This window comes from Clostridium muellerianum (genome assembly GCF_012926525.1).
GTDB lineage: Bacteria > Bacillota > Clostridia > Clostridiales > Clostridiaceae > Clostridium_AM > Clostridium_AM muellerianum.
In genome coordinates this window covers 23,457-49,457 of sequence record NZ_JABBNI010000067.1, presented here as the reverse complement: position 1 = coordinate 49,457, position 26,001 = coordinate 23,457, and the positions used below count along the sequence as shown (strand labels likewise).

Annotated in this window: 32 protein-coding genes; 4 read left to right on the top strand and 28 right to left on the bottom strand. The window is 31.2% G+C overall.

What is annotated here, in order from left to right; all coding sequences use genetic code 11:
- Window positions 1–25: 25 nt before the first annotated feature.
- The 4 genes from HBE96_RS25120 to HBE96_RS26910 form a co-directional block, all read right to left on the bottom strand.
- Window positions 26–310: a hypothetical protein gene (locus HBE96_RS25120; protein WP_169300451.1), complete on the bottom strand. Its 285-nt coding sequence runs from the start codon at window positions 308–310 to the stop codon at window positions 26–28.
- A 446-nt stretch (window positions 311–756) separates the two neighbouring features.
- On the bottom strand, window positions 757–1,413 hold the full coding sequence (locus HBE96_RS25115) for a hypothetical protein (RefSeq protein ID WP_169300450.1): 657 nt from the start codon (window positions 1,411–1,413) through the stop codon (window positions 757–759).
- A gap of 165 nt (window positions 1,414–1,578) precedes the next feature.
- The gene (locus tag HBE96_RS26915; protein ID WP_342590230.1) at window positions 1,579–2,004 is read right to left on the bottom strand and encodes a PD-(D/E)XK nuclease domain-containing protein; all 426 of its coding nucleotides are present in this window, start codon (window positions 2,002–2,004) and stop codon (window positions 1,579–1,581) included.
- 30 nt (window positions 2,005–2,034) lie between these two features.
- The gene (locus HBE96_RS26910; protein ID WP_342590229.1) at window positions 2,035–2,337 is read right to left on the bottom strand and encodes a hypothetical protein; all 303 of its coding nucleotides are present in this window, start codon (window positions 2,335–2,337) and stop codon (window positions 2,035–2,037) included.
- Window positions 2,338–2,368: 31 nt separating this feature from the next.
- On the opposite strand from HBE96_RS26910, the gene HBE96_RS25105 reads away from it, so the two are divergent.
- The 3 genes from HBE96_RS25105 to HBE96_RS25095 all read left to right on the top strand — a co-directional run bounded on the left by HBE96_RS25105 (window position 2,369) and on the right by HBE96_RS25095 (window position 4,747).
- The gene (locus HBE96_RS25105) at window positions 2,369–2,803 is read left to right on the top strand and encodes a sigma-70 family RNA polymerase sigma factor (protein WP_169300611.1); all 435 of its coding nucleotides are present in this window, start codon (window positions 2,369–2,371) and stop codon (window positions 2,801–2,803) included.
- 163 nt (window positions 2,804–2,966) lie between these two features.
- Complete coding sequence (locus HBE96_RS25100; protein WP_342590233.1) at window positions 2,967–3,752, top strand: UPF0236 family transposase-like protein; 786 nt, start codon at window positions 2,967–2,969, stop codon at window positions 3,750–3,752.
- Window positions 3,753–4,447: 695 nt separating this feature from the next.
- Window positions 4,448–4,747: an ISAs1 family transposase gene (locus HBE96_RS25095; RefSeq protein WP_169300610.1), complete on the top strand. Its 300-nt coding sequence runs from the start codon at window positions 4,448–4,450 to the stop codon at window positions 4,745–4,747.
- Between the two features lie 395 nt (window positions 4,748–5,142).
- Here HBE96_RS25095 and HBE96_RS25090 read toward each other — a convergent pair whose 3' ends face one another.
- From HBE96_RS25090 to HBE96_RS24990, 21 genes are all read right to left on the bottom strand, one after another.
- Complete coding sequence (locus HBE96_RS25090; protein WP_169300449.1) at window positions 5,143–5,553, bottom strand: peptide deformylase; 411 nt, start codon at window positions 5,551–5,553, stop codon at window positions 5,143–5,145.
- A 74-nt stretch (window positions 5,554–5,627) separates the two neighbouring features.
- Window positions 5,628–5,945, bottom strand: a complete 318-nt coding sequence (locus HBE96_RS25085; RefSeq protein ID WP_169300448.1) for a hypothetical protein — start codon at window positions 5,943–5,945, stop codon at window positions 5,628–5,630.
- A gap of 145 nt (window positions 5,946–6,090) precedes the next feature.
- Window positions 6,091–6,405 carry a hypothetical protein gene (locus HBE96_RS25080; RefSeq protein ID WP_169300447.1) on the bottom strand — a complete coding sequence of 105 codons (315 nt, stop codon included), beginning with the start codon at window positions 6,403–6,405 and terminating at the stop codon, window positions 6,091–6,093.
- 120 nt (window positions 6,406–6,525) lie between these two features.
- Window positions 6,526–7,005, bottom strand: coding sequence for a DUF6557 family protein (locus HBE96_RS25075; protein ID WP_169300446.1), 480 nt, complete (start codon window positions 7,003–7,005; stop codon window positions 6,526–6,528).
- A 94-nt stretch (window positions 7,006–7,099) separates the two neighbouring features.
- Window positions 7,100–7,390: a DUF6881 domain-containing protein gene (locus tag HBE96_RS25070; protein ID WP_342590228.1), complete on the bottom strand. Its 291-nt coding sequence runs from the start codon at window positions 7,388–7,390 to the stop codon at window positions 7,100–7,102.
- 139 nt (window positions 7,391–7,529) lie between these two features.
- Window positions 7,530–8,075, bottom strand: a complete 546-nt coding sequence (locus HBE96_RS25065; RefSeq protein WP_342590232.1) for a polymorphic toxin-type HINT domain-containing protein — start codon at window positions 8,073–8,075, stop codon at window positions 7,530–7,532.
- Window positions 8,076–8,620: 545 nt separating this feature from the next.
- The gene (locus HBE96_RS25060) at window positions 8,621–9,073 is read right to left on the bottom strand and encodes a hypothetical protein (protein WP_169300445.1); all 453 of its coding nucleotides are present in this window, start codon (window positions 9,071–9,073) and stop codon (window positions 8,621–8,623) included.
- Between the two features lie 12 nt (window positions 9,074–9,085).
- The gene (locus tag HBE96_RS25055; protein ID WP_169300444.1) at window positions 9,086–11,167 is read right to left on the bottom strand and encodes a pre-toxin TG domain-containing protein; all 2,082 of its coding nucleotides are present in this window, start codon (window positions 11,165–11,167) and stop codon (window positions 9,086–9,088) included.
- Window positions 11,167–11,481: a hypothetical protein gene (locus tag HBE96_RS25050; protein ID WP_169300443.1), complete on the bottom strand. Its 315-nt coding sequence runs from the start codon at window positions 11,479–11,481 to the stop codon at window positions 11,167–11,169. Before HBE96_RS25050 ends, HBE96_RS25055 begins: the two co-directional genes overlap by 1 nt.
- Entirely contained in the window at window positions 11,474–12,112 is a 639-nt protein-coding gene (locus HBE96_RS25045) for a DUF5081 family protein (RefSeq protein ID WP_169300442.1), read from the bottom strand. Before HBE96_RS25045 ends, HBE96_RS25050 begins: the two co-directional genes overlap by 8 nt.
- Window positions 12,113–12,133: 21 nt before the next feature.
- Window positions 12,134–12,628 (bottom strand): hypothetical protein, encoded by a 495-nt coding sequence (locus tag HBE96_RS25040; protein ID WP_169300441.1) that lies wholly within the window; start codon window positions 12,626–12,628, stop codon window positions 12,134–12,136.
- A gap of 58 nt (window positions 12,629–12,686) precedes the next feature.
- Complete coding sequence (locus tag HBE96_RS25035) at window positions 12,687–13,022, bottom strand: hypothetical protein (protein WP_169300440.1); 336 nt, start codon at window positions 13,020–13,022, stop codon at window positions 12,687–12,689.
- Window positions 13,023–13,367: 345 nt separating this feature from the next.
- Window positions 13,368–13,943 (bottom strand): Uma2 family endonuclease, encoded by a 576-nt coding sequence (locus HBE96_RS25030; RefSeq protein WP_243187067.1) that lies wholly within the window; start codon window positions 13,941–13,943, stop codon window positions 13,368–13,370.
- 730 nt (window positions 13,944–14,673) lie between these two features.
- A complete protein-coding gene (locus HBE96_RS25025) occupies window positions 14,674–14,865 on the bottom strand; it encodes a PspC domain-containing protein (protein ID WP_169300438.1) in 192 nt (63 codons plus the stop codon).
- A gap of 207 nt (window positions 14,866–15,072) precedes the next feature.
- On the bottom strand, window positions 15,073–15,807 hold the full coding sequence (locus HBE96_RS25020) for an ABC transporter permease (protein WP_169300437.1): 735 nt from the start codon (window positions 15,805–15,807) through the stop codon (window positions 15,073–15,075).
- Between the two features lie 10 nt (window positions 15,808–15,817).
- Window positions 15,818–16,555: an ABC transporter permease gene (locus HBE96_RS25015; RefSeq protein WP_425350800.1), complete on the bottom strand. Its 738-nt coding sequence runs from the start codon at window positions 16,553–16,555 to the stop codon at window positions 15,818–15,820.
- Window positions 16,542–17,465 (bottom strand): ABC transporter ATP-binding protein, encoded by a 924-nt coding sequence (locus HBE96_RS25010; RefSeq protein WP_169300436.1) that lies wholly within the window; start codon window positions 17,463–17,465, stop codon window positions 16,542–16,544. Before HBE96_RS25010 ends, HBE96_RS25015 begins: the two co-directional genes overlap by 14 nt.
- Before the next feature lie 160 nt (window positions 17,466–17,625).
- Entirely contained in the window at window positions 17,626–18,543 is a 918-nt protein-coding gene (locus tag HBE96_RS25005) for a sensor histidine kinase (protein WP_169300435.1), read from the bottom strand.
- A gap of 7 nt (window positions 18,544–18,550) precedes the next feature.
- Complete coding sequence (locus HBE96_RS25000) at window positions 18,551–19,258, bottom strand: response regulator transcription factor (RefSeq protein WP_169300434.1); 708 nt, start codon at window positions 19,256–19,258, stop codon at window positions 18,551–18,553.
- Entirely contained in the window at window positions 19,251–19,439 is a 189-nt protein-coding gene (locus HBE96_RS24995) for a helix-turn-helix domain-containing protein (protein WP_169300433.1), read from the bottom strand. Before HBE96_RS24995 ends, HBE96_RS25000 begins: the two co-directional genes overlap by 8 nt.
- Window positions 19,440–19,774: 335 nt before the next feature.
- The gene (locus tag HBE96_RS24990) at window positions 19,775–21,046 is read right to left on the bottom strand and encodes a RidA family protein (protein WP_169300432.1); all 1,272 of its coding nucleotides are present in this window, start codon (window positions 21,044–21,046) and stop codon (window positions 19,775–19,777) included.
- A gap of 240 nt (window positions 21,047–21,286) precedes the next feature.
- Here HBE96_RS24990 and HBE96_RS24985 point away from each other — a divergent pair, with 240 nt between their 5' ends.
- Window positions 21,287–22,108 carry a MerR family transcriptional regulator gene (locus HBE96_RS24985; protein WP_169300431.1) on the top strand — a complete coding sequence of 274 codons (822 nt, stop codon included), beginning with the start codon at window positions 21,287–21,289 and terminating at the stop codon, window positions 22,106–22,108.
- Window positions 22,109–22,483: 375 nt separating this feature from the next.
- Here HBE96_RS24985 and HBE96_RS24980 read toward each other — a convergent pair whose 3' ends face one another.
- From HBE96_RS24980 to HBE96_RS24970, 3 genes are read right to left on the bottom strand one after another with little or no spacing between them, the layout of a single operon-like run.
- The gene (locus HBE96_RS24980; RefSeq protein ID WP_169300430.1) at window positions 22,484–24,343 is read right to left on the bottom strand and encodes an FtsX-like permease family protein; all 1,860 of its coding nucleotides are present in this window, start codon (window positions 24,341–24,343) and stop codon (window positions 22,484–22,486) included.
- Window positions 24,343–25,089, bottom strand: a complete 747-nt coding sequence (locus HBE96_RS24975; protein WP_169300429.1) for an ABC transporter ATP-binding protein — start codon at window positions 25,087–25,089, stop codon at window positions 24,343–24,345. Before HBE96_RS24975 ends, HBE96_RS24980 begins: the two co-directional genes overlap by 1 nt.
- Before the next feature lie 15 nt (window positions 25,090–25,104).
- Window positions 25,105–25,956, bottom strand: a complete 852-nt coding sequence (locus HBE96_RS24970; RefSeq protein ID WP_169300428.1) for an undecaprenyl-diphosphate phosphatase — start codon at window positions 25,954–25,956, stop codon at window positions 25,105–25,107.
- Between the last annotated feature and the right edge of the window lie 45 nt (window positions 25,957–26,001).

Here is a 26,001-nt window from a genome sequence, read left to right as displayed (position 1 = left end):
AAACTTTTTTTAAAATAAAAAATTACTATACATCCAAATGAGTTATTTTAACAATTTCTCGGCTTTCCATTTGTTCATTATTGGATTTATACCTAAGTTTGGAGTGTTGAAAATTTTGAGAGCTATATGAATTGTCTCTAGTTGCCAGCACATGTACTAATTTCGACCATTCTGATTGAGAACTTATAACATTGACCACTGTAAAACTTTCTCCAGCACTCCAATCAAATATAGTAGATATCGAACCATTCTGTGGAACTATCGATGGCGCATGATCTAATGTAAGTAAATAATTGTGATGATTTTGCACAAAAACTACCACCTTTCATATATGTTAAGATATATTAGATGCTTTTAAACAAAAAATTAGTATTACAAATTTTATTTTTAGGTTAGTTAGGCTGGAAGTCAAGATATGTGAAGAAAGTAGCAACTTAATAAATATCTTTACCAAATGGTATCTTTCTTAAAGCCTATTTATTTGACATATTCAAAAATAATTATTCTTTTTATTTAGAACAATAAGAAATTGACTTTCTGAAATATTGAAAACTTAATATATAGTTTTTCAATACTTTTTATAAAAAGTAACAATTAGAATACAACTTTGAAATTTTATTCCACTAAGTTACGTCTTTTTACATCTATCTCAGCCTCCACCTATATACCAACTAAATTGAATTTGTTTTTCTTATGTTTGAATTTTATTGAAATATTACTATAAAGCTCATGTTTATCTTCTTTCTGTTAGTGCCTTTATATAATCTTCCATTTACCACCTTCATACAATATAGACGCAGCACTGGAATTAGTAAGATTAACTTCTTGTGATTTAGATTTAGCATTGCTAAACATTGTACTAGTTTCTACATTTTGTTCAAACCAAACCAAAACAAATTCCTTGGGAGTTAATTCGTCTGTCCCTTGCACAATTGGGTTTGCAGCTACATAAATAGGCGTAGAATGTATTATACCTGATGAATCCTTTGCCATTTGATTGATTCCAGGATGAATAGGAACTGGATATTCATTTTTGAAAGTTATTGCAGTTTCCGGACCGCCAGTAGTAGGATTGTTCAACAGACCATTCTCATCAAGTACAACAGTTTCACCTAATGTAACATCAATTACTTTTGTATTTGTTTCAACTTTCACTCCAGATTCAAATGTGTTAGTACCAAATACTTGATATTGTGGGGTCCATGAGAATATGTTTTTAGTTAAATACTTATCATAAGCTTCCCACACTACAGTATATACATCGTTCACTTTTTTTGCAAAACATAATTTATAATTGGATCTTTTTAATATAGCAAGATCAGCATCTGCAATTTGTACAGTTACTTGTTTTGTTACATCTTTTAGTAATTGATTGAATTCAGTTTCTTTATTTAGCATCAATGTAGCACTCATTTTATCACTACTCCTCATATTTTATATTTTAAACTTCGTAATTAGTATAACAAATCATGATAGTTTTATACATTAATTAAGAATTCATCCCTTAAATCTTCAACTAGCAAAACCAATTGTTAACAACCCAGCAAGTAGACTAGAGAATCACTTTCCTAGTCCCTCTTAGAACCGTACGTACGGATTTTCTTCTAATTTAACATAACAGTCTTTCTCACAAAAGCTTATTCCATATCTTATAATATTCTTGTAGCCCCCACTTCTAAGCTCCATATCATAGCCCTTATCTTGAATCTGTTTTAGTGCATCATCTGCTCTTTTTTCCAAATCATCAAAGTTTTTAGCAATTTTAAATTTTATAACTATTGCTACCCCTCGTTTTGATATAGATTTTATAAATAAGTAGCATCGATCGCTTCCACCTTCTCGATTAGATTTTATGATATAATCGTGCATATTTGTGAGTGTTCCCACTACAAATCCATGATAGAAATTTTCATAAGCATCATTAAAGCTTATGGTTTCCATTAAAAGTCTTCCAAGCTCAGTTTCAAAGGTTTTAGGATCTCCATTTATTATTGCAGTGTACAAATCACTTAAATCCTTTATCTTAACTTTATCTTAAAAACACCTTAATATTTTATTTCTGAAGATGTACTTAACTTCTTCATTGGGAATTTCTAATATCAAATATTTCTGATTAGTTTCACTAATTCTTTCACTTACCTTTTTAAAATATCCTGTAAATAACATGAATTCCCACAAATTATCCATGGTATCATAAATCGCATCATATGTTATATCTTCATGAACTGGTTTCTCTATACTCTTTCCTTCAATTAAAAGCTCTATTTCCTTTTTAGTCTTGACATCAGCTTTTTCAATTAGACTTCTAACAATGCTATTTGAGCTTGTATTTGCCAATATGATGTAGGCAGTACATTGGGATTTTTATATAAATCCTTATAATCTTTCACAGTATCATGAAGAATGTATTAATGATGTGTATCTTGGAATTTGGAATAATATAGCTAGCTTTAATAAAGAAAAAAATATTTTAAAGAATTGGATAGCTGCGATAGCAAAGTACACGGCTATTGATTATAAGAGAAAGTATTTAAAAACGCTTGAATATATTGGTATATCTGAGATAGATATAGAAAGTGATTTTACTATAGAAAAAGAAGTTTTAAAAAATGAATTAGAGTATGAAACAGAGGAGATTCTTAAAAACCTCAATCCAATGGATAAACAGTTTTTTATTAAGCTTTTTGTAAAAGAAGAATCTATAAAGGAAATTAGTGAAGAGTTTAATATTAAACCATCTCTAATATATAATAGAATTTCTAGAGCAAAGAGCAAGATAAGAAGATTATTTTCTAGGTCATAAGGAGGGATATAATCTATGAAGGATGAGTATAGTTTATTAAATAATGTAGATGTAGATTTTTCACAGTATACAATAGAAGAAGTTAATGAATTTGAAAAGAAGAGAATAAGGAAAGGACAACCCTAAGAAAGGTAAATCTAAAAAGAAAGAACTTAAACTTGGAATAACTTATGAAGGATGGAAGAAGAGAAATGGCAGTAAAGATGCTTATGTGGTTGAGAATAAAATAGCATGTGCTAGTTTTAGTAGTAGTAAAAAATTTAAAGAACTTAGTGAGGCTACTATTGCAGAAATATATAATACAGATGAAATAGAAGTAAGAATCTTAAATGGAGATGGAGCATCATGGATAAAACAAAGTATAAGAGAAGAAGGGGTGTATTTTCAATTAGATCCATTTCATAAGAGCCAAGCTGTATTAAGAAGTATACAGGACAAAAAAGAAGCTCATAAACTAATAAAAATGTTAAATGCTGGACAAGTAGATGAAAGTTTTGAATACCTAACAAATCTAATGGTTAAATATACAGAGGATGAAAATAAGTTTAAGAAGTTAGAAAAATTATATACATATCTTTTTGATAACAAAATAGGATTAAGGCCATATCACTTAAGAGAAGAAATAAAAATGCCAAAGTCTCCAGATGGTTTAGAGTACAGAAATTTAGGTACAATGGAGCATAATATCTGTGATATACTAGCTCAAAGAATGAAAGGGAGAAAAATGAGTTGGTCTATTAGTGGTGCTAATAATTTAGCTAAGATATTAGCTGAAAAAGCAAACAAAAGAATATATAAGGTAATAAATGAAGTGTGCTCAGGAATTATTTCAGAGGATAAATTAGAAAAAGTAACAGAGATGATTACATTAACAGCAGCTGATGTAAATAGAAAAGTAAGTACTATCCTGTACAACAGGCAAGGATACCATTTGCAGGCTGCGCCATGACTAATGGTAGAAAGGCAATACAAAGCTTTTTTAAGCAGAGAAATTTTAGTGAACTTATTTATAGATAATTTAAAAATTGAAAATAAAAAATCAATGGGAAAAGTGCGCCCTTTCGGGCTGAGGGCGAAGCCCTTTAGGAATAAAATTTTTAACTGAATTTATAATGGAAAAAATAAAAAATGAAATTGCCCACTTTAACTTGACACAAACATAGTATTATGGCAGATATCTCTGGAACTACAGAAAAGCTTACTAATATTGCAAATGAATTACATGAATTAATTTCTAAATTTAAAATATAAATGTAACTGTAAAAGAATTAATGGCTTTCTATAAAAAGTTAATTTTGCTAAGATTACAGATATAAAGAATAATGGAGGAAATCTGTAATGGAATTGTAGTATTCACTCTTTAATGCGACAATCGCCTTGCGGAGTTCCTTCATAAACTTTATTGAAGGGATAACTAAGTCAAAAATGGTAAAACGACCTTTATAGCAAAATTAATAACATAAAAGTTGATAGATTACTATCTATAGGTGTTGTTGGAGGTATTGTAAGTAATTTATTTATTATTGTTGATAAACAAGTTAGAATCACTAGGTTCCTATAATGATTTAATTTTATTTGACAGAGGATATCCTTCGAAAGATTTTATTAATTTTATAGAAAGTAAGAATATAAGGTAAAAAAAAGATTGAAAAAAGATACTTTATTTCTTCTTTAAAGAACTCGATAGAGGAGTTTGGAAGTGCTGTGAGAAAACATTGGGGAATAGAAAGCACACATTGGTTTCTTGATGTTGTATTTAAAGAAGATGCTCGTAGAGTAAGAAAAGATAATGGTTCTCAAAATTTAGCATTACTAAAACGAATGGCTCTAAATATTTTAAGAAAAGATACTACAGAACCAAAGTATAGCTTGAAATCTAAGAGATTTGCTTCTTCTATGGATAATGATTACCTTGAACAGGTACTTATCAAAAACTTTATATAGTAAAATAAAAGATGTATTGTATACCAATTACTTGCATATTCTGAAAAAGGACTGCTTTGTTTTTTATACAAAAATCCTAGTGGAGCTAATAAAGTCCCCGAAATATTTTGATTTTACCCAAATAAATAATATCAGGGCTCTCATTATTAAATATTTTCCTACCACATAATAAGCCATTATGGCATTCTAAATCCACCTTTGGGGGATTTAGGAGAAGAAAAATATTCATACGTTTGCCCTGAGCTTTGATAGATCTATTGTTGAAAAATAAGTTTTTTTCTACACTGCAAATATATACAAAGTTATTTAAAAATAAATATCTAAAAAAGGAGTGGATTACACCATATATTGTTTTATAATCCACTCTTTGTTTTGCTACTGTTTTAATTATTCAATTAGATTATTATACCTTCAAAATGATCCATTTCATGTTGAATTATTTGTGCTGTAAATCCAGTAAACACTTGCTTTTGATTCTTAAAATTTCTATCAAGATACTCCACCTCTATCATTTCATATCTTTTTGTTTTTCTAACACCAATTAAAGATAAACAACTCTCTTCTGTTTCATAAGGCTTTTCCTTCTTTAATATAACTGGATTTATCATAGGCACAATAAAATTTGCTACAGCAAATACCAATATACGCTTTTTTACTCCAATCATATTACCAGCCAATCCAACACAATTCTGTAAGTTTGCTCTTAATGTATCCATTAAATCATCAACTACTACCATATCATTTTTAGTTGCCTCTTCTGATTTTTGTCCTAAAAACAATACATCTTTTACAATTTGTTTTATCATAATTCACACCTCAACTATGTATTTTCTATATTTTATTTTTATGTTCAATTATTCCCTTAATATCAGCTTTCTTCTTAGTTAAAAAACTTTTCACCAAGAATTTTAACACATTTTTTTATTTCATTTTCATCCCAATAATCTGATAGTTTTGACCACATTTCAATATATATAGGCTTGTACCCTTTACTGTTAACTGGAGCATTATGTTTCACTTGATGGCTAATATCCTCTTCATCTCGTGGATAAATATATGTATAATGAATTTTGGTGTCACTATTCAAGAATTCTATTATTTCTCTATAAAATTCTGGCTGTGCAGCTTCTAAATTATCTTCTTCATTATTTATAAGATACTCAAGACTACAATGTGTAGTAATTTCAAAATAGCCCAAAAATTTTGTTTTATTTTTATCCTGATAGATTGTAATTTCATCATTACAACTATTTTTACAAAATCCATAATTCCCATACCAAAATAACCAATGTCTATGTCCATTCCAAAAGTTTTCATCAATCTGAAAAATTATAAATAAAAATTTACCATAAAAAAAATGGACCTGGCATTAATGGCCATAATTCTATATAACGTGATATTAAAGGAATCATATATTCTAACAATATAAATTCTCTTAAATATTCATATATTTCTATCCTATTAAGTTCTCCCAGCTTTTTGTTTAGTGAAACAAAATATGTTGAGCGATATTCCAACAAATGCTCTATTATTTTTTTATCGCTAATTAGGTCACGCACAGTAGTCTCTAAAATCTTTTTTGTCAAAGTTTCTAAACCTATACCAATATCAGTTCTTGATTCAATGTTCTTAAAAAGTTCCTTGTAACCTACATCCATATTAAAATGTCCTTTCTTTAATGGTTCCCTTTATCACAACATTTTGCCACTACTACACAAAATAAGAATTGAACAAATTAACTTTTTAAAAATAAGACTGTGGCCTAACATAGCTTAGATTTAGTTCTCTAAATTTCCATCAATATTATTTACCCAATTAATAACTTCATTTTCCGATAGCCCATGCCAAGTCATTTCATATAAACATAATGCAACAATTTGTTCAGCGCTTAAAATTTTAGTGACCTTATCATGTATGTAGTATCCAAGCCAACTACCCCAATCTCCAGCGGATATATCCCAATAACCACTCCATTCTTTAGAGTTGTTCTTTCCATGCACACGATATCCTATATCCTCGATTTCCTTGTCAACTAATTCTAATCGACAATCTTCTTCATCATCAAATTCTTCATAATCTTGTCTATCAATATGAATAATCATCTCTTCCATATTTTCTTTAGGTTCTTTATACAAAAGGTAATTAAACATCTGTAAGTATTTTCCTCTTAAATTTACTGTATCAGGGTAAAAAACAATATATTCTTTCCATACCAAGTCAAAGTCTACTTTATCTATTAGATTTTTTAAAGTAATCATAAAAATTATACTCCTATACAAAATTCCATTCTCTATGGCTTATTTGATGCAGTCTGCACTTCCATTTTTTGAATCGAGTTCTAATTATATCATCCTACTTATCCTGAATCCTATTCCATACCTTTTCAAAATCCTCTTTTGTAATCTCTATTGCCTTAAATTTAGGGTTCTCATTAATTTCATTCAGATCTTCTGGAAATGGTATTTCTCCTAATCCAGTTTTGCCAATCTCAATATTCTCATATGCATATCCATATATGCCATCTTTAAATAACTCGACCTTTCTAATCTCATATCTTTCATTATCTATTTCTGAGTAAATTTTAACTGGTTCATCACTAAAATCATGAAACCATTCAACACATACATACTTCAATTTTCTCACCTCAGCTGTTTAGTAGACTTACCATAATTGATTATTCTATTAGCTATGTCTAATGGTCCTTCATTTGGAATCAAATATACACCGTATCTGCCATCCTTGGGATTCAAAGCTTTTATTGAAGGATTTAATTTTCCAGATTCTAATATACCATTAAATCCTTTATTTCTTTTAAATATTTCCCTCTTATATTTGGCATTTTTCTATGAAGATTATCTAAAATATCCATCTTATTTGATATATTATGTTTCTCTATAAATTCTTTTAACTTACTTGTAGTATCCTTTAGATTTTCTCCATCTTTTAAAAGATTAGATATTTCTTGTATTTTTTTCTTAGTACACATCCAGTTATGAACCAAAACTTCTTCTTTTGATACAAAATAAGTATGATACTCATCAACACTTAAATTATATATCCCCTCTGGCTCTTTTGCCAAGTACTCTTCTACAGATATTACTTTCTTTTCCTCTCCATTAGCTGCTGTTAAGATATCTCCTGGTTTTAGATTTTCTGCTAATTCCCACTGACCATTTGTGTAGAATAAATGGGATGGGGTCACTTGTATTTCTTCATTTTCTACTTTAACTTTTACAAATTCACAGGTATTTCTTTTTTGAAGCTGTAATACTTCTTTAAAGCCTTTTTCTCCTGTTCTTACATCTTGTGAATATACATAATCACCTATTTTTATCCGATGACTACCAGCTCTAATACTCCCGCTTTTTCAAGCGTACGTTTCGAGCAGCTACGTCCCTGGATAACGATTTCTAAGCATCAGGTGGAGGTTAAATACCTAAATGGTATTTAACCTCCACCTGATGCTAAGAACTCTGTTTATATCTTTTATCTTGACTTGTCCTTCTTTTGATAATACCAAAGTATCTCCTGTAAAACATCCTATTATACAGAAATTAAGTGCTTCCTCTGATATTTTTTCCTTTAAAAGATCTGCTTTTTTATTAGCACTTTGGTAGTACCATCAAGTATTGAACTTGCTACAGCAAAATACCCAATAGATACTACGTCAGCATCTATTGGGCATCTTATTGGTTTACTTTTCTTCTAGTGGACAATGCTAACTACTTAATTATTATTATGCACTTAGACTTATTATACTGAATTCTCTGCAAGTGTTACATTTATAGCATTTATTAATTCTGTTAGTTTATGCATCTGGATACTTCTTAGTTTTGCAGTAGAAAGCTATTTGCAAAATAGAACTTTTCTTTCTTAAATATTAGAATAATATTGCTTTAAATTATTTATGCCATTAATAAAATTTATAATAGAGTTTTCATCTGCCATTAAATTACTTAAATAAAGTAAAAAATCAAATTCATCTTCATCATCTCCGAAGGTTAAAACGAATGGACTTATATATGGTTTATATATAATATTGCAGACAAGAACTTCCTTTATTTTTACTCTGAAGTTACGCTTACCATCATCTAGTATTTCATTTGTGCAATTTATTTCATCTGGTTTAGTTTCATAACTTTTATTATTATATTGGAAATATAATTTGTCATCATCAATATATAAACCTAATAGCTCACCATCTTCACTAAATCCGCCTTCTCCATTTTCTATATCATTTATACTATTTGCATCAACTATTGAATATCCTTGTGATGTTATGCTAATATATGTGTTCTTTTTAGAATAATTATCTAAAAATATCATAATAAACTCCTCCTAATGAATTATCCCTAATAGTGTATTTATTACATCATCTTTTTTCATGGATTTTTTAATAACACTACTCCAAATCTCATCATCATTTATATATGTGCCTTCTTTAATTAATTTTTTCTTAGTTTTATTAAATAACCATTGTGAATCTGGACCTATTAGATTGCCATATATCTCTATATTTCTTTCTTCTAATCCTGCTCTTTCTTCTACTGTCATCTTTGCTCTAGCTGTAACTTTCTGTTGATTACGTGCATCAACAACATGTTTTGCTATATCTTTTTTAGAAAATCCTTCTGAAGTCATTCTTTCAATATCAATTGATAATTGTTTAGATGCTTCAAGGTAGTCCTTTCTAACGTTTTGCATGTCTTTCGCCCAATCAACATTAGTAAAATCATATTTTGGTCTATGATATGCAGTGCCTTCATTTGGTAAATACCCATATGCTCCATTATCATCGGGGTGTATCTGTCTAAGTACATCTGGCTTTACTTCTTCTAAAGGTATTCCTTCACCAGTTTTGCCTACTCCAGCTTTACTACCCCCCTTATCTACTTCCTTAATCACAGTATCCACTTCAGATGCTATCTTAGCTTCATTTTTCACATTATCAAGCTCTTTTGTATCTTTGGATATTGTATCTAATTTTGATTCACCAGATAATCCATCTTTAGCTATTCCTGTACTTTCATCTTTTATACTTTTTATATTATCTTTTGCATATTTAGATACTGTATCTAACTTTGATTCTGCAGATACTCCATCTTTAGCCATTCCTGTAGCTTCATCTTTTATATTTTTTATATCATCAGCATCTTTAGCTACTGTTTCCATTGTTGATGACTTTGAGGCTGTATTTATATCATCTAATATTTTACCATTTGATGCATCTTTTGCAATATCCTTTACTTCACTTTCAATATTACTTAAATTTTTACCTGCTGTGCCTTCTACTTCTATATCTTTAATTATTGAATTTAAAGAATCACCTTTCATTTCTTTTGATACATCTTTAATATAATTCTGGACTTTGGTGTGTAATTTTCCTCCACCTATTACAATTCCCGCCATTATTCCAAGCTCTGCTTTTGGGTCTAAGCCTAGATTTTTTCCTAACTTTGACAATCCCTCAAAAGTTTCAACCATTACTAAGTTCTTAGCTGTTTCTTTTACTGTGCATTTTACCCCTTCTTTTAATAACTCTTTTCCTCCTAGTTTGAGAGCAACCTTTCCTACCTTTCCCACTTGGCTAAATCCTATTATTGTTGCACCTAACATTATGGCTCTCTCTGTGTCTGAGAATCTTCTCCCTGATACTAGATCCTTTCCAATTGCCACTTCTGCTATTCCTTTTATATCTCCTACTATTGGAATACAATCTAGTACCATAGACGTTATTCTCTCACCTTTAGTTTCATAATCAAGTTCCCCTGAAGTAATTAATTTTTTTATGGAATCATCATAGGATTCTTGATCTTCTTTTGCCTCTTTCAATTGTTTTACATAGGCTCTTATTTTTTCCATTCTTTCATCTGTCATGCCTTGTGGCCATTTTTCTTTTGGCAGTTCAGCTAATTCTTTTAGCTTTTTTATTGCTAGTTGCTGCTGTTGAAATTCTTCTTTAAGTGCCTTATCTACATCACCACATTCAAGTAAATCCTTTATATTTATTTTAGATTTTACAAACCCTTGTCCTTCTAATCCGGGGTAATGGCTTGTATACATCTGTTTTATTCCTAAATTATTATCTAATTCAATTTCTTCTAATCTCACATCTCTTAAATATTTCATTGCCTCTTCTTGAGCTTTAAAAAATATTGAATCAACATTTTCATTATATTCATTTGTAAATCTTTTAAAATCTTTATAATCTCTACTATAATCACTTATCTTAGTACAATCTGAAGATAACGAATTATATTGCACATAAGCTAAATCCTCATGTCTATTTATTTCAGCATATGCATCTTCCATTAAGCTGTCTGCTTTTTTTAAGTGTTCTAATATTTTATCTGTAACTTCATATCCTGTCTGCCCTTTGTCATTTATGGTATTTTCATCTAACTTAAAAGTTTTAACCATTATTTCTTTCCTCCAACTATGGATTGTCGATTTTTTATCATTTGAGCTAATTCTCCATCTGTGAAATTCATTTGGTTATATGCATATGTTATATAAGTAGATGCTTTTCCATAAAGATCTGACAATTTTTTAATCTGCATTCCTTCTGAATTACAAAATTGCTTTATGTTGTCCAAAGCTGCTCCTTTATATTGTCCTTCAAATTCTGTCATTACATTTATATATAATCCAAGGGCTTCATCAACTAGCTTCTGGCAATTATCAATTTTCTCTGCAATATCAATTAACTCTTCTCCAACTTTTATATTAGCCAATTTTTTCACCCCAATTCATATCAAATAATTTTACTAATTCAATTCTTATATCTTTTGGGTTTACTTTCTTAAGTGATTTATAAATCACATCATATTTAAAAATATCATCTTTTTCCTTATAATATATGTTATATGCCTCTTGTCTGCTTGGATTTTCTATTTTTATGTATAATATATCCTCATCATTTTTTCCATTAAGTATATTTGATATAAACTCCTTAACTGAAACGTACTTTCCCTTACTTTCAACTACTTTGTTTCCCCATAAAAAGGAATTTTCTTTAATTATGCTATATAACATTATTGCTTTAGTAATTTCTTTTAATACAATTTTGCCTTCTTCTTCTTTTTCTAAATGTATTACAAAATTTGTGTCATCTAATGCTACTATTCTACTATTCACCCATAAATACTTTTTGGCCTTTTTATATTTTTCTAAGCCTTCAATTAACAAATAAGATGCTTCATTTATTTTTCCTTCCTTTGTTAATATGTTCTTCTCTATTAAACTTTCTCTGGCCGTTTTTCCACTGCCTAAAGTATTAATCATATTTTCCATAGGATCTACTCCATAAATCTCCATTCCATCTAAGGCTCTATTTAAATAATATAGTTCATTGGAATTAATCATTTAATATTAGCACCACCAATTCTATAGTATATTTGAAACAAATTGTCCAACTTCATTAGCAGTTTCTGATATGCTTTCACCTGCTTCATTTGCTTTTTCTGATACATATTCTTCTGCTTCACAAGCCTCTTTGTATACATAATCTGAAGCTTGGTTTAGACTTGCTACTACCTTCTCTTTAAATGACTTGCTTGGACTATCACTCCTCCATAGCACCGGAATTGCTCCACTACTCATATAACTAGTAGCCTTATCATCTAGTACCTTCATTGCACTAAGATTCATTTCACTAGCCTCTATAAGCTTAGCATGATATGTATGAAATATTGACAATAAATCTAAGGCTGTTTTCTTACTTTGTCCTTGCCATACATCGCTTTGCAATATCCTTATTATATCTGTAACTCCACTTAGTGAAGTTCTTAATTTTTGATTAACTTGCTCTAAAGCATAAATTTCATTTGATAAGTTACTATTAACTTCATATAATAAATTACTATTAGCTCCATATTGCATATATCATGAACTCCTTTCCGTATCTAGCATGCTAGATTCCTGCTTTATCTCACATTTCTTAATCATCATCTAATGACGCCTCGTACAGCTGCATATAATATAAATATCTTGCATGTGCTAATACTTGTTTTTGACTAATTACATCTCTACTAGACTTAGCCTTATTAAGTATATTTTCCAATTCCTTACCGAACTTTTTAGATTTGCTATTAAAATTTTCTATAACTTGCCCCTCTAAATTAATATTGTTCATATGTACTCTTGGAAAATTAGAGAAACTATCATCACATTGTCTAAGATTACTATTTATACTTTCTAATTTATCTAGCAGTATTCTTTCTGCATTACTATATTCAATCATTTTCATATAATAATAAACGCTTCTTCCGCTCATAATTTCTCCTTATCATAAATAAATTTACATATTTTCTATTTACTAGCCATACCAATATTAACACAAAAATTCATTTCCAAGCAATATTTCAATATAATTAAATTTTATCCTTTTATTTCCTTATTGGTTACTTTTTCTACTTCTGATGCTGCCATTCATGTTTTTACACCCTTATAGATATCTCCAAGTTTCACAATGAAAGTCTGAAGCAGTTACCATTTTATTAATAAATGCATCATCTACCTATTAATATTTTAATATTGAATAATTACAGCTTATAGCTAATTTTTATAACTAAATGTATTTCTACTAAAAAAAGCAGTAGAATTAACTACTGCTCTAAGGTTAAATATCATCTTCATCATCTTCAAATAATTCAATATCTTTTATGTCCACTACTAAGTCATCAAACCTACTGGACTTTATTTCTTCCTCTAGAAATTTATATTCACCTTTTAATTCATAGTGTTCATTTTCTAAACCATATGCAAAAACCTTTTTAGTCATCGGGTCTGCTATCCAGTATTCAGGTACTCCATATTTTTGATATGTTTCTTTTTTAATTTCTGTATCATCTGTAGCGTTACTAGGACTTAATATCTCCACAATTAACTGAGGTATACCTAACAATCCTCTCTTAAATATCTGCTCTTTATCACAATATACAGCTATGTCTGGAACAATTTCAGCTTTTTTTGAACTTATCAACTCTTTTAACTTTGCAAAGTCTTTCTTTAATTCTACTGGATTATCTTTTGTCAGAAATAAAGAACTCTCTATAGCAACTTTACATTTGCCATTAAAATACTTCTCTAGCTGCATATAAATTTTACCTTCAATTTGCATATGGTTATACTGTGGCCTAGGTGACATCATCACAATACCATTAATCCATTCTTCTTTAATTAAATTGTTCTCCATCTCATCCACTCCCATCGAAAATACTCTATACTCTATATTATATCTTATTATGATATTTTACTGTAGCTTTTTAGAGGTTTTCAGAAGCATTCTTAGATGCATTACCCATATCTTTGCTCCTCTCTAAATAAACATCTAATTTGAATATAATTTTTTTATATTTTGCAGTTTTTCGAGCTTATGGTAGTGAAGGATGCTAAGCTATTTCCCTAAACGATAATAGCTTGATAGAATATTTTATTTTAAGGTGTTTATATCTTACATTTCCTTACAAGTGCCTGACCCCTTTGTGAGGACAGATTTGCTGGACTCACTTGCTCCTTTCGCACTAAGTCCCGACACGAAAGGGCTGCCAGTTGCATTACGGGCAAAAAAATTTTTAAAAAATGCAAAAAAGTCCGACTGCATAGAGCAACCAAGCATAAGGGAATTATTAACAATTACATAATGATGTGTGTATTCATGTTGATAGCCGGAATATCCTAATGATGGACATAAACTTTTTTTGACGAAAAATGATTAAGGGGTCTGTTGCAAATAAAAATAAACATGGCGATACCTCCTTGATACCGCCGTATCCGTGTAAGTTGTCATAAATTTTTGAAAACGCAAAGAAACGGCGGCTCTGAAAATTAAATCCGCCGTTTCTTTGGCGCATGAAGATATGTCTGCTGTACGACGGCTTTTTTTCTTTTGCCATTGTTCAACCGATTTTAAAAGTTATTTCATTCTAATTTTTTGACTCTTTCGGTACAAAAATCGAAAACAGAATATAGGTCACAAGTCCGCTTCCGTATGCTGCAAAAAATACCATCCAAAGTAACCGTAACACTTTTGGGTTTACATCAAAGTATTTGGCAATACCGCCACAAACACCAGCAATCATTTTTCCTTCTCTAATTCTATATAATCTTTTTTTCATAAACAGTTACCTTTCTGTCATTGTTCATCAGCCCTACACTTTTGTGTCTGGCTCTTTGATTAATAACCAATCTTGCCAACCCACTTATCTATCTGTTCTATTACCCCTTTAAGAGGGTCATTGTTGAATTTCCATTCAGTGTAACAGTGTAACATACCAAAGAGCAGTAGAAATATAATCAGTTTCTTCATTTTGAGATGATCTACTTTAACTTTTTTCACTATGCTGTAGGCCCTTCAATATAAGGACAGAAAGGCAGCCGCAAAGCAGTAAGCTAATGCAACTAAGTATTATTTGCCATGTCGATGCGTCATAGTAGCCAGAAATGGCAAATACAGCCGTAATAGGATACAAAGCTTTTAGGGTATTTGACATACTCGTAAATAGTCCAACAAAAGAATAAATTTCAGCAAATAACAGTGCAAGCCAATATTCCTTTTTCATACGCGATACAAAAGCAATAATGGGTGAGATAGCAAAGAATATACCTAAGCCGTCCAGAAAATATGCTTTCAGAAAATTTAGAACCATTCCTATTGATAAATCAGAAAAATGTAAGATAGCCTCAACCGAAAATGTTATAGCAAAGAGTAACAAGTAAAGGAGTATGCTGAACGCAAAAGTAACAATCATTTTTGCAGCGGTTAAGTTCGCTTCATTTACGGGAATAAGCCGTAGAGATTTTATTGTATCCTCCTGTTCTTCACGACAAATCATATAACTACCTAAAAGAGCAATGACCGCTGGAAGAACAAAAATTGTTGCCAGTGGTTGAGCTACAGTTATATACCAGCCTACCTTGTCTATATTCTGAGATGCATCATACACATCCTGCCCTCCTAAAAAGACAATAACCGCTATCATAACTGTAGCAAAAACTGTAATCCAAACAATCTTTGAACGGCGAAGTTTTTGACATTCCACCCAAAGTAATTTTTTCATGATTCACACCTCACCTTCTTCTTCCCAATGCAATATTTGCAAATAATACTGAAACAATATCCCAAACAAAAATACAAAGAAATGCTAAAGGAATGTTGATTGGTTGTGGAACTGCAATACTGGGAATATCTCCAAGGACAATAACTGACATACTTGATAATGGGTGTAGATACATATTTATCGACATTAAAGTAAAGCCAAGAAAGGCATAAACCAATGATATAGAAGCTGGGAGGATGTATCCTTTTTGCGACGCAGCTATTGCAAATATCGGCAGCATTGCAAAAGCAGTAATAACACCAATCTCTAAACATTTTTTCAGCAAGAATAAAACGCTTCCCCATTGAAATGCCACATATCCGGAAAGTATGCTGAACATAACAGAAGCAACACCTGTAATCAGCATGAAACAAATAGAGTAAATTAAAACAACAAAAAATTTACTAAAAAAGTATCCCATTTTGCTGATAGGCACAATCCAAAGTTGTTTGAGCATATCATACTGATTTTCTTCATACATAAGCATGGTGCAAAGTACTCCCAAAACGAAGGGCAGGATAATAAACATCGTATAACCAAACGCTGACCATCTATAAAATTGTAAAGGATCAACACCTGTTTTTTTTGCATATTTGAATAATAAGAATGCTAGAAATGGCATTATGAAAGCTGACAACATCATAATCCACACAAATTTTCTACGTCTTAGTTTAAGAAATTCTATTTGAATAAGTCTAAGCAATGCCATCTCCTCCTGTAATTTTTTTAAAATAGTCCTCTAAAGTATCATTACAAATCCCCGAACTGATAACCGATACCTCACCAAGCATAAGTGTCTTATTGACAGATGCCATATCTAGTGAGGTGTCATAGAGCTTCAACGTATGATCATCTTGCACAGAATATTCTTTCAAGCCGAATTTACGTTCCAAAATTAAGGTTGCTTTAGAAACATCAGAAACTTGCAGTAGAATATACTTACCGTTTTTTCGTTTAAGTTCCTCCATGCTACTTTCTTTAAGCAGAACACCGTGGTCGATAATTCCAATATCATCCGCAAGCAATGAGATTTCCGAGAGAATATGGCTGGAAATAAGAATTGTCTTTCCACGCTCAACGCTCAAATTCTTAATAAAATCTCTTACTTCTGCAATGCCGATAGGGTCAAGACCGTTTGTAGGCTCGTCCAAAATAAGCAGTTCTGGGTCATGCAAAATAGCGTTCGCAATACCAAGACGCTGCTTCATTCCAAGGGAATACTTACTAAACAACTTTTTATTTTTATAAGGTAATCCTACTACTTTCAATGCGTTTTCAACTGCATGTGGGGCGGCTGTACCTCGTAGCTTCGCAAAAATCTCCAAGTTTTCTGTTCCTGTCAAATTTGGATAAAATCCTGGTGTTTCGATAATAGCACCGATACGGGGATATACCCGTTTTTCTTGACCTTTGATATTTCGTCCTAACACATCTACCTCACCAGATGTGATTGGAGTTAACCCTAAAATCATTTTCATAATAGTGGTTTTCCCGGCTCCGTTGCGCCCTAACAGACCATAAATCCGACCTTTTTTTACATGGAGATTCACTGAGCTAACTACTGTCTGCTCTCCGTAAATTTTTGTCAGTTGTTTCGTTTCAATCACAAAATCATTCATATAAAAATTCCTCACTTTCTATAACTGTGCTTTACCAATGTGATATCCTCGATATAAAGGCAGAAACAATCACAATTAAAAGTATACAACATTAACATTGCCAAAACCTTGCCGTAACCTTGTTTTTATCTTGTTTTAGCAGTAAAAAAGCCCTGTGCTGTCACAGGGCTTTTGGCAATAAAATGGTGAATGTAGTTCCAGAGCCGAGAATGCTTGATGCTGTAATCGTCCCTTTATGAGCGCTGACAAGCTCTTTGGAAATAGAAAGTCCGAGCCCATTTCCTTTGGCAGCTCGTGAATGGTCGCATTGGTACATTCTTTCAAAAATAAGTGAGAGATTATCAGAAGATATACCTTTTCCGTTGTCTGTTATTACAATCTTAGCCTGCTGTTCATTCTCAAAGATACTCAGTGCCATATTATCACCCTCACTGTGAGTGATAATATTTTGTAATAGATTATTGAGAATACGGTTATACGCAGTTGCGTCTATACACATGAAATACTCTGTTTCAGGTATATCAAATTCATATTCAAAATGGCTGTTTTCTAAAACAGGAATCCAATCAGCTATAATATTACGGGATAACTCATTCAAATCAAAAATCTCAAAATGAAAAATTTGTTCCCCGGAATCTAATTTAACCCATTCAAACAGATTTTCTACAAAATGTTTTAAGTGCTGGGCTTTATCATAGGCAACATGGATATATTCGTCCTTTTCTTCTCCTACAACAATTTTACTTTCGATTGCTTCCAAATAACCAACCAATGAAGCAAGTGGTGTTTTTACATCATGGGAAAGACTTGCCATTAACCGTTTGTATGCCTGTTCTGATTGTTTTTGCTTAATAAGCCGTGATTGGCTGCTTAGTGCAATTTCGTTAATACCATAACAAATTTGCCTTGTCATATCGCTCTCCATTGCTAAAACACGTCGATTAAGGTTTCCATTTTTTATATCTTCTAAAGCGTCTTTCATAAGTGCAAGTTGTGTTTGGACACGCCATAAGATAGAAACAAGGTACGCTATAATAATCAGGGCAAGAACCAATGCAAAAATCAGATAAACATTCATATTTACGTCAAGCCCCCTTATTAAAACGATAGCCTACACCTCGGACTGTTAAAATATAAAATGGACGGTCAGGGTCTGGTTCAATCTTTTTGCGCAATTTACTGATAAAAGACATAATGTTACCATCGTCAAAAGCATATTCTTCTTCCCACACTTGCGTATAAATCTGTTTTTTGGTAAACACCCGTCCTTTATTAGAAGATAGAAACGAAAGCAAATCAAACTCTTTGCTTGTAAGCTCAACCGGAATATCATTGACAGAAACAATGCGGTTTGCTTTATCAATGACCATTCCTTTCAGCATCATGCACTCCGTACCTATTTCCATCGCAGGGTTTAAGGTGGTATAGCGGCGAATAAGAGAATTGACACGAGCCATCAGTTCGTTAATGCTGAAGGGTTTTGTTAGGTAATCGTCAGCACCTAGCCGCAGCCCGGAAACCTTATCGTCCTCGTCACTTTTAGCAGTGAGCATAAGCACCGGGATATTACTTGTTTCTCTAATTTTTTTCAGAACTTGAAAACCGTCTATATCCGGCATCATTACGTCCAGAATCACAAGAGAAAGAGAGCAGCTATTTTTATTTTCGTTAGCCAGACGCAGCCCCTCCGCACCGCCATGTGCAATAATAGCAGATAAATTCTCTTGCTCTACGCATTTTTTCATAAGAACGCAAAGCTCTTTGTCATCATCTATAATCAAAACATTATTCATGTTGTAGATCCTTTCTCCTCTTTATTCTGCCGTCAATCGGCTTTTCCGCGTCTTTTGGTATCAGCCACATATAACCGAGTTTTGAAACGCCCGGTATGCGGTTTTCCTCGCAAAGTTTTTGTACGCGCCGTTCTGAAATGCCCCATTTTTTCGCGGCTTCGGGAGCTGAAATATATTCCATAACTTCACCGTCCTTTCGTTTGTAAACAATATCACCCTATATTATATACGGACAGCCGAATAATATCAATATGAAGACAAAATAAATATGAATTCTTCATCAAATTGTGATATTTGCATTGCCTTTGTTTGATTAGCAAAACAACTTGTAATAATTTATTAACACCCCCAAGCATTGCAAAGACTTGGCTGAGCTTGCTATTATTTTGGGGTAAGTTAAAGTGCTAGATGAATAAACATCTAGCACTATTTCCAATAACATAATTTCCATTTTTTACACCCCAGGGGTCTTAAGAGATGATTAAGAATCATCTCCTTGCTATAAACAAATGCCTGTTATGATCTTGGAGGTGTTCCTTCAGCGTTTGCTACAACTACATCGATTTGGACTAAAGCATCGTTAAGTAAAGTTGATACGCCAACTGTTCTTCGTGCAGGAACACCACTTGGGAAGAACGCTTTGTAAACTTCGTCTACAACATCAATATCTGCGATATTTTTAAGGAAGATATTTACTTTAACCACATCTTCCATAACATGGTCTACACTTTCTATAATTGCCTTAATATTCTTCAAGCACTGTTCAGCCTGCTCTTTTACACCACCAGCTACCATTTTACCAGTTTTTGCATCTAAAGGTAATTGAGCTGAAATATGATTGTAATGAGAAAAAGCTACAGTTTGTGTAGATAGAGAACTTTTTGGTGCATTTTCTGTATTTTTTGCCCATATGATAAGTCCATGTCTGTCTTCAACAGCTTGTGGAGGTGTACCATCTCCGTGTGACGCCACTGCTTCAATTTGTACCAAAGCATCCATAGGTAAAGCTGAAGCTGCAACTGTTGTCCTTGCAGGTACATAGGCTACGGCTCTAGCGATAGCCGAGTCTGGGAAAAATGTTGTATAAACTTCGTTTACGGCTTCAATATCCGAAAGGTTTTTAAGGAAGATATTAATTTTAACAATATCGTCAAAAGGAACGTCGATACTTTCTAAAATTGCCTTGATATTTTTTAAGCACTGTCTAGTCTGCTCTTTTACACCGCCAGTTACCAATCTACCAGTCTTGGGATCAATAGGTAATTGAGCTGAAAGGTTATTATAATGAGAGAAAGCTACAGTTTGTGTAGATAAAACACTTGTTGGTGCATTTACTGTATTATTTGTAAGTTTTATAAGATCACCTGCTTGTGGTGCATTTGGAATTGTACCTTCACCATTTGAAACAAGTGCTTCAATTTGCACTAAAGCATCCATAGGCAAAGCTGCAACTGCGACTACTGTCCTTGAAGGAACATAAGTTGGGAAGAATGTTTTATAAACTTCGTCTACAACGTCAATATCTTTGATATTCTTAACAAATATAGTTATTCTAACAACATCGCTCATGACATGGTCGATGCTTTCTACAATTGCCTTAATATTTTTAAAACATTGTTCAGCCTGCTCTTTTACACCACCAGTTACCAATTTTCCTGATTTTGGATCAATAGGTAATTGAGCTGAAAGATTATTGTAATGGGAGAAAGCTACAGTTTGTGAATATGGACCGATACCTTTTGGAGCATTCTCCGTATTTCTTGCTAATACTATATTATAGTTGTTCATGATAGTGTTCCCCTTTCATACTGGTATTATCATTTGTTTTGTTGATTGAATTTAAAATTCATCTAGATAAATCATAAACCTTTGACTAGCTCTAAGGTCAATAGGTATTATTAAAATTTTTTTAAAAGTGAGAAAAAATCCAATAAAGAAAACACCTTAAATATTGCAAATAAAGGATTCTTGCTGTATAATAGCCTTTAATTCACCTAGTATTTTAAAAATAAATGAAGGAAGATTTTTATGAAAGATAAATTTTTAATTGGAGAACTGTCAAAGATATTTAATATTAGTACAGACACCCTAAGACATTATGACAAAATTGATCTAATAAAACCCGAATACGACAAGAAGAATGCCTATCGCTACTATAACATAAGAAATTTCTTCAAGTTAAGTAGAGTTCTTTTTTTTAAAAATCTTGATATTTCCTTGTCTGATATTAAAAAATATATGAGCAAAAAGAACACAAGCAATTTACTTAATTTACTAAAAAATAAGGAAGAGGAAATTGATATAAAAATAAATAAACTACTCAATCTGAAAAAGAAAATTCAAACAAAACGTGATCTTTTGGAAAACATAGAAGGACAGCTAGATCAAATAATTATTAAGAGGCTCCCCCAAAGAATAGGAGCTTTTTTAGATATGAATGATGTTGAAAACGATTATGAGATTAAACAGGCTTTTAAAAATAACGAAAAATATTTAAAAATAAGTTCCTGGCTTATTGAAGGCCAGATCTATACTTCCCTATCAAAAGAAAATATGGACAAGGGTATTCTAAATAAATTTAGATATTTTATTGAAATTGTGCCTATAGACTCGGAGTTATGTAATCAATTGAAGGTAATTCCTGAGCATGAATATGTTTGTATTGCGTTTTTAGGACCCTACAGAGATATGGGTAAGCATTATCAAATACTTATAAAGTGGATTGATGAAAATGGATATGAAATTTCTGGAGACTCAATTGAAAAAAATATAGTGGATTATGATTTTTCAGATTCAGAAAATGAGTATATTTCAGAAATTCAAATTCCTATTATAAAAAAGCAACAATAAGCTCAGTAAATGGGTTTTATATTAACATTAATAGTGATTCTTATAGAAAAAATCTCAAAAATAGTAGCCCCTCATGCAATTTGGAAAGCTACTAATTTTTTAACTAAAATTCTTAGTGATAACAGTTGTATAAGCAACTAAAATTATATTTTTTACACCCCAGGAGTCTTAGGAGATGATTAATAGTCATCTCCTTGCTAATTCTTGATTTATAAGTTCATTTTATATCATAGTGACACAATATTTCACTTACACTCATTGTAAGGTTTGTTCAAAGAAGTAATTGAACAAGCCAACAACGACATGTTAAATACTTTCGGGTGTGTCATTGCAAAGGCTTTGTTGGACTCACTTACTACTAAAGCACCACCTTCTTCATATCAAGCTCTTTTTAATCTCTAATAAATAGTTCTTTCTTATTATGAGGAAATACATAATTTGAACAATTAGCATAATCCCTATTACCTGAAATGCCGGTACAGTTATTTTGATTTGAAAAGCATTTAATGCATTAATAGCAAAAATAAAATGTATCACAGCAACTGCATATGGTAATAAAAATAGTACTCCTATCTCAATATTTAATACCTTTTTTATTTCCTTATAGGTTAAACCTATTTTATTTAACTGTTTATACTTACTCTTATCCTCTATAATATCCATATAGCACTTGTTATACAAAAAACTAGCTGTTGTTACAAAGAAAATAAGTCCTATAAATATTGCACTAAACAAAATTACACTATAGGCTATTTTAGTCGTTTCTAATATATTAGCTTTCAGAAAACTTTTACAAATTTTATCCATATTGTCTTCACTAAATTTATTTTTATATCCATTACATATATTCAAGGTATCCTTATAATTCTTTACATTAAATGTACTAAAGTAAACTTTACTACCATTTATCCTTTCATATACATTATCTTTAACTACATACACATCTCCATAAAATGCTGGCATTATTCGATTATTAACCTTTTTTGCAACTTGTATTTCTGTATTGTCTAAAACAACGCTTTTTTCTTCGTGCGCTGTGGAATCGGTTATCATTATTGCCTCATTTTTATTAAACCTAACAATACTTAAATCTAGTGTTGATGCCAATTCTTTATAAGTGTCTTCTTTAATTACAGCTACCTTATCCTCTGCTCCATAGATAATAAGCTTCAGTTCACTATTAGCTTTATTATATTCTATATCTTTATTTTTAAGAGAAGTTTCTATGAAATTGCCCTTTAAATCAATCTTATTTTTATTGCTATAAATGTCCGATAAGAAAAATGCCTGTGGAAAATCCTTATTTATCTGGTGCTCTTTATCTCTCCAATAAGCATACACCGACCCTACTGCTGAAAGAGCAACCGTTGTGGTTATTGTAATTAAGAAAAACATCCTTGTATTATCTTTTATTCTATATAATAAGTTTGATACCCATAATACTGTAGTTTTTTTCATATATAACCTTCTATTCTTTTTCAGAAGCTTTATTATAAAGGTACTTAGCTCTGCAAATAGAAGATAAGTTGCTATAATAACTATTACTGTTACGGGAATTATTCTATAAGCTATATTCTTTTCACTGCTTGTAATTGACATATAATATCCTACTATGAGTAATACTACACATAAAATTACAAGAATAATAGATGTTCTAGGTTCAGCCTTTGGCTTTTTAGTTCCTTTAAGCAATTTTAAAACCATATCTTCTTTTATTATAAAAGAACAGAATATTGAAATCATTATTCCAATGATTATGAATCCAATAAAAGTAATAATCATAGCCTTAAAGGGAATGTAAAAGCCAAGTGCATTAACTCCTAATAACTTTCCACTAACTGCTAAAAGTATCTTTGAAAAAACTATTCCAAGTATTATACCAACTACTCCTGATAATGAAGTAATAATTATATTTTCAATACTTATCATCCTCTGTATTTGTCTTCTTGATGCTCCTATAATGTAAAGTATTCCAAATTCTTTATATCTGCTTTTTAAAAAAGTACTTACAGAATAAAATACGAAGAAACACAAAAACAAGTATGCAATAATTGTTGTAATATGAAGTGCATTTCTCATATGCCCAGGTAATTTAAGCACCACGAACTTTGGATGAAATATAATCATTGTAAAAGAAAACAACAGTGCTGCTGATATGCTGCTGCTCAAGAAATATGCAAAATATGCTTTTACATTTCTATATACATTTTTAGTGGCAAACTCTTTAAAATTCATTAGTTTCCACCCCCAAGCAGAGCAAGCACATCAATAATTTCTTGATAAAACTTGGTTCTACTGTCTCCCTTATAAATTTCATTATATATAGTGCCATCTTTTATAAATAGAATTCTGCTGCAGTAACTTGCAGATAGTGGATCATGAGTTACCATCATTGTAGTTACCTTTTCTTCTTTATTTATTTTTTCAAATAGCTCCATTACGACTTTAGCCGCCTTTGAATCCAAATTGCCTGTTGGCTCATCTGCCAATAATAATGTAGGTTTATGTATTAATGCTCTTGCAATAGCCGTTCTTTGTGCCTGCCCACCTGATATTTCAAAGCTTCTCTTATTAACTATACTTTCTATTTCCAATATTTTTGATATTCTATTAAGTTCACTATCCTGCTCTTTAACATCTACTCCATCTAATGTAAGGGGCAGTACTATATTTTCTCCTACAGTTAAAGTATCTAACAAATTAAAATCTTGAAATACAAAACCTAATTCCCTTCTTCTAAATAAAGCTAAAGCATCTCCCTTAAGCTTCAATGGATTTTTATCTTTTATTCTTATTTCACCTGAAGTTGGTTTATCTACTGTTGAAACCATATTTAGAAGAGTAGTTTTTCCACTTCCTGAAGGTCCCATTATACCTACAAATTCCCCTTCTTCTATATTAAAACTTATATTATCTAAAGCATTAAATGTCACCTTTTTGCCGTATATCTTGCTTAAATTCATAACCTCTAAAACTTTCATCTTCTATCACCCCTTTTATACTGTTAAAACAATAACCTTAGTTAATACTAATACTCCAAGCAAAACACCTGCTGCAATTCTATAAACTGCAAAAACTTTCATTGGTTTCTTTTTTAAGTAGTCAACAAACTTCTTCATAACAACTAAAGCTACAATAAATGCCACAATAAATCCAATTACTAGTGAAACCCATAAAGTTGGTGTCATTATAGCATAATTAAATTCAAATAAGTCCTTTCCTGTTGCCCCTATCATAGCTGGAATGGCCATAAAAAATGAGAATTCTGCTGCTATTGAGGTTGTTAACCCTGCAATCCATCCACCCATTATTGTAGATGCACTTCTTGACATTCCAGGCCACATAGAAAGAAGCTGAAATAAACCAACCGTAAAAGCCTGCACATATGTTATTTTATCTATATTTTCTATTTTATGCTTTTTATTTCTGAATCTGTTTTCAATTACTAAAAGCAATATTCCTCCAACTATAAATCCAACTATTACAGCCTCTGGTATAAACTTTGATTTTATTTTACTGTAAAACAGCACCCCTGCAATACCCATTGGAATAGATGATACAATGACATTTATCCCAAATCTAAAGCCTGTCTTTCCTTCTCTTCCCTTAGTAAATATAAATTTAAAAAATTCTATTATACTATCCTTAATCTTTTTAAAGTACAAAACAACCACTGCCATTATTGCTCCAAGTTGAATTACAACTTCAAACATCCTTGCAAATTCTCCTTGAAAATGAATTGCCCATCCAATTAATATCATATGCCCTGTGGAGGATACTGGTATAAATTCAGTTATTCCCTCCACTATTGCTATTACAATTGCTTTCAATATAAATATTATATCCATGTCTTAACACTCCTTACAAATTACTTATTACTTATTACTTGTATA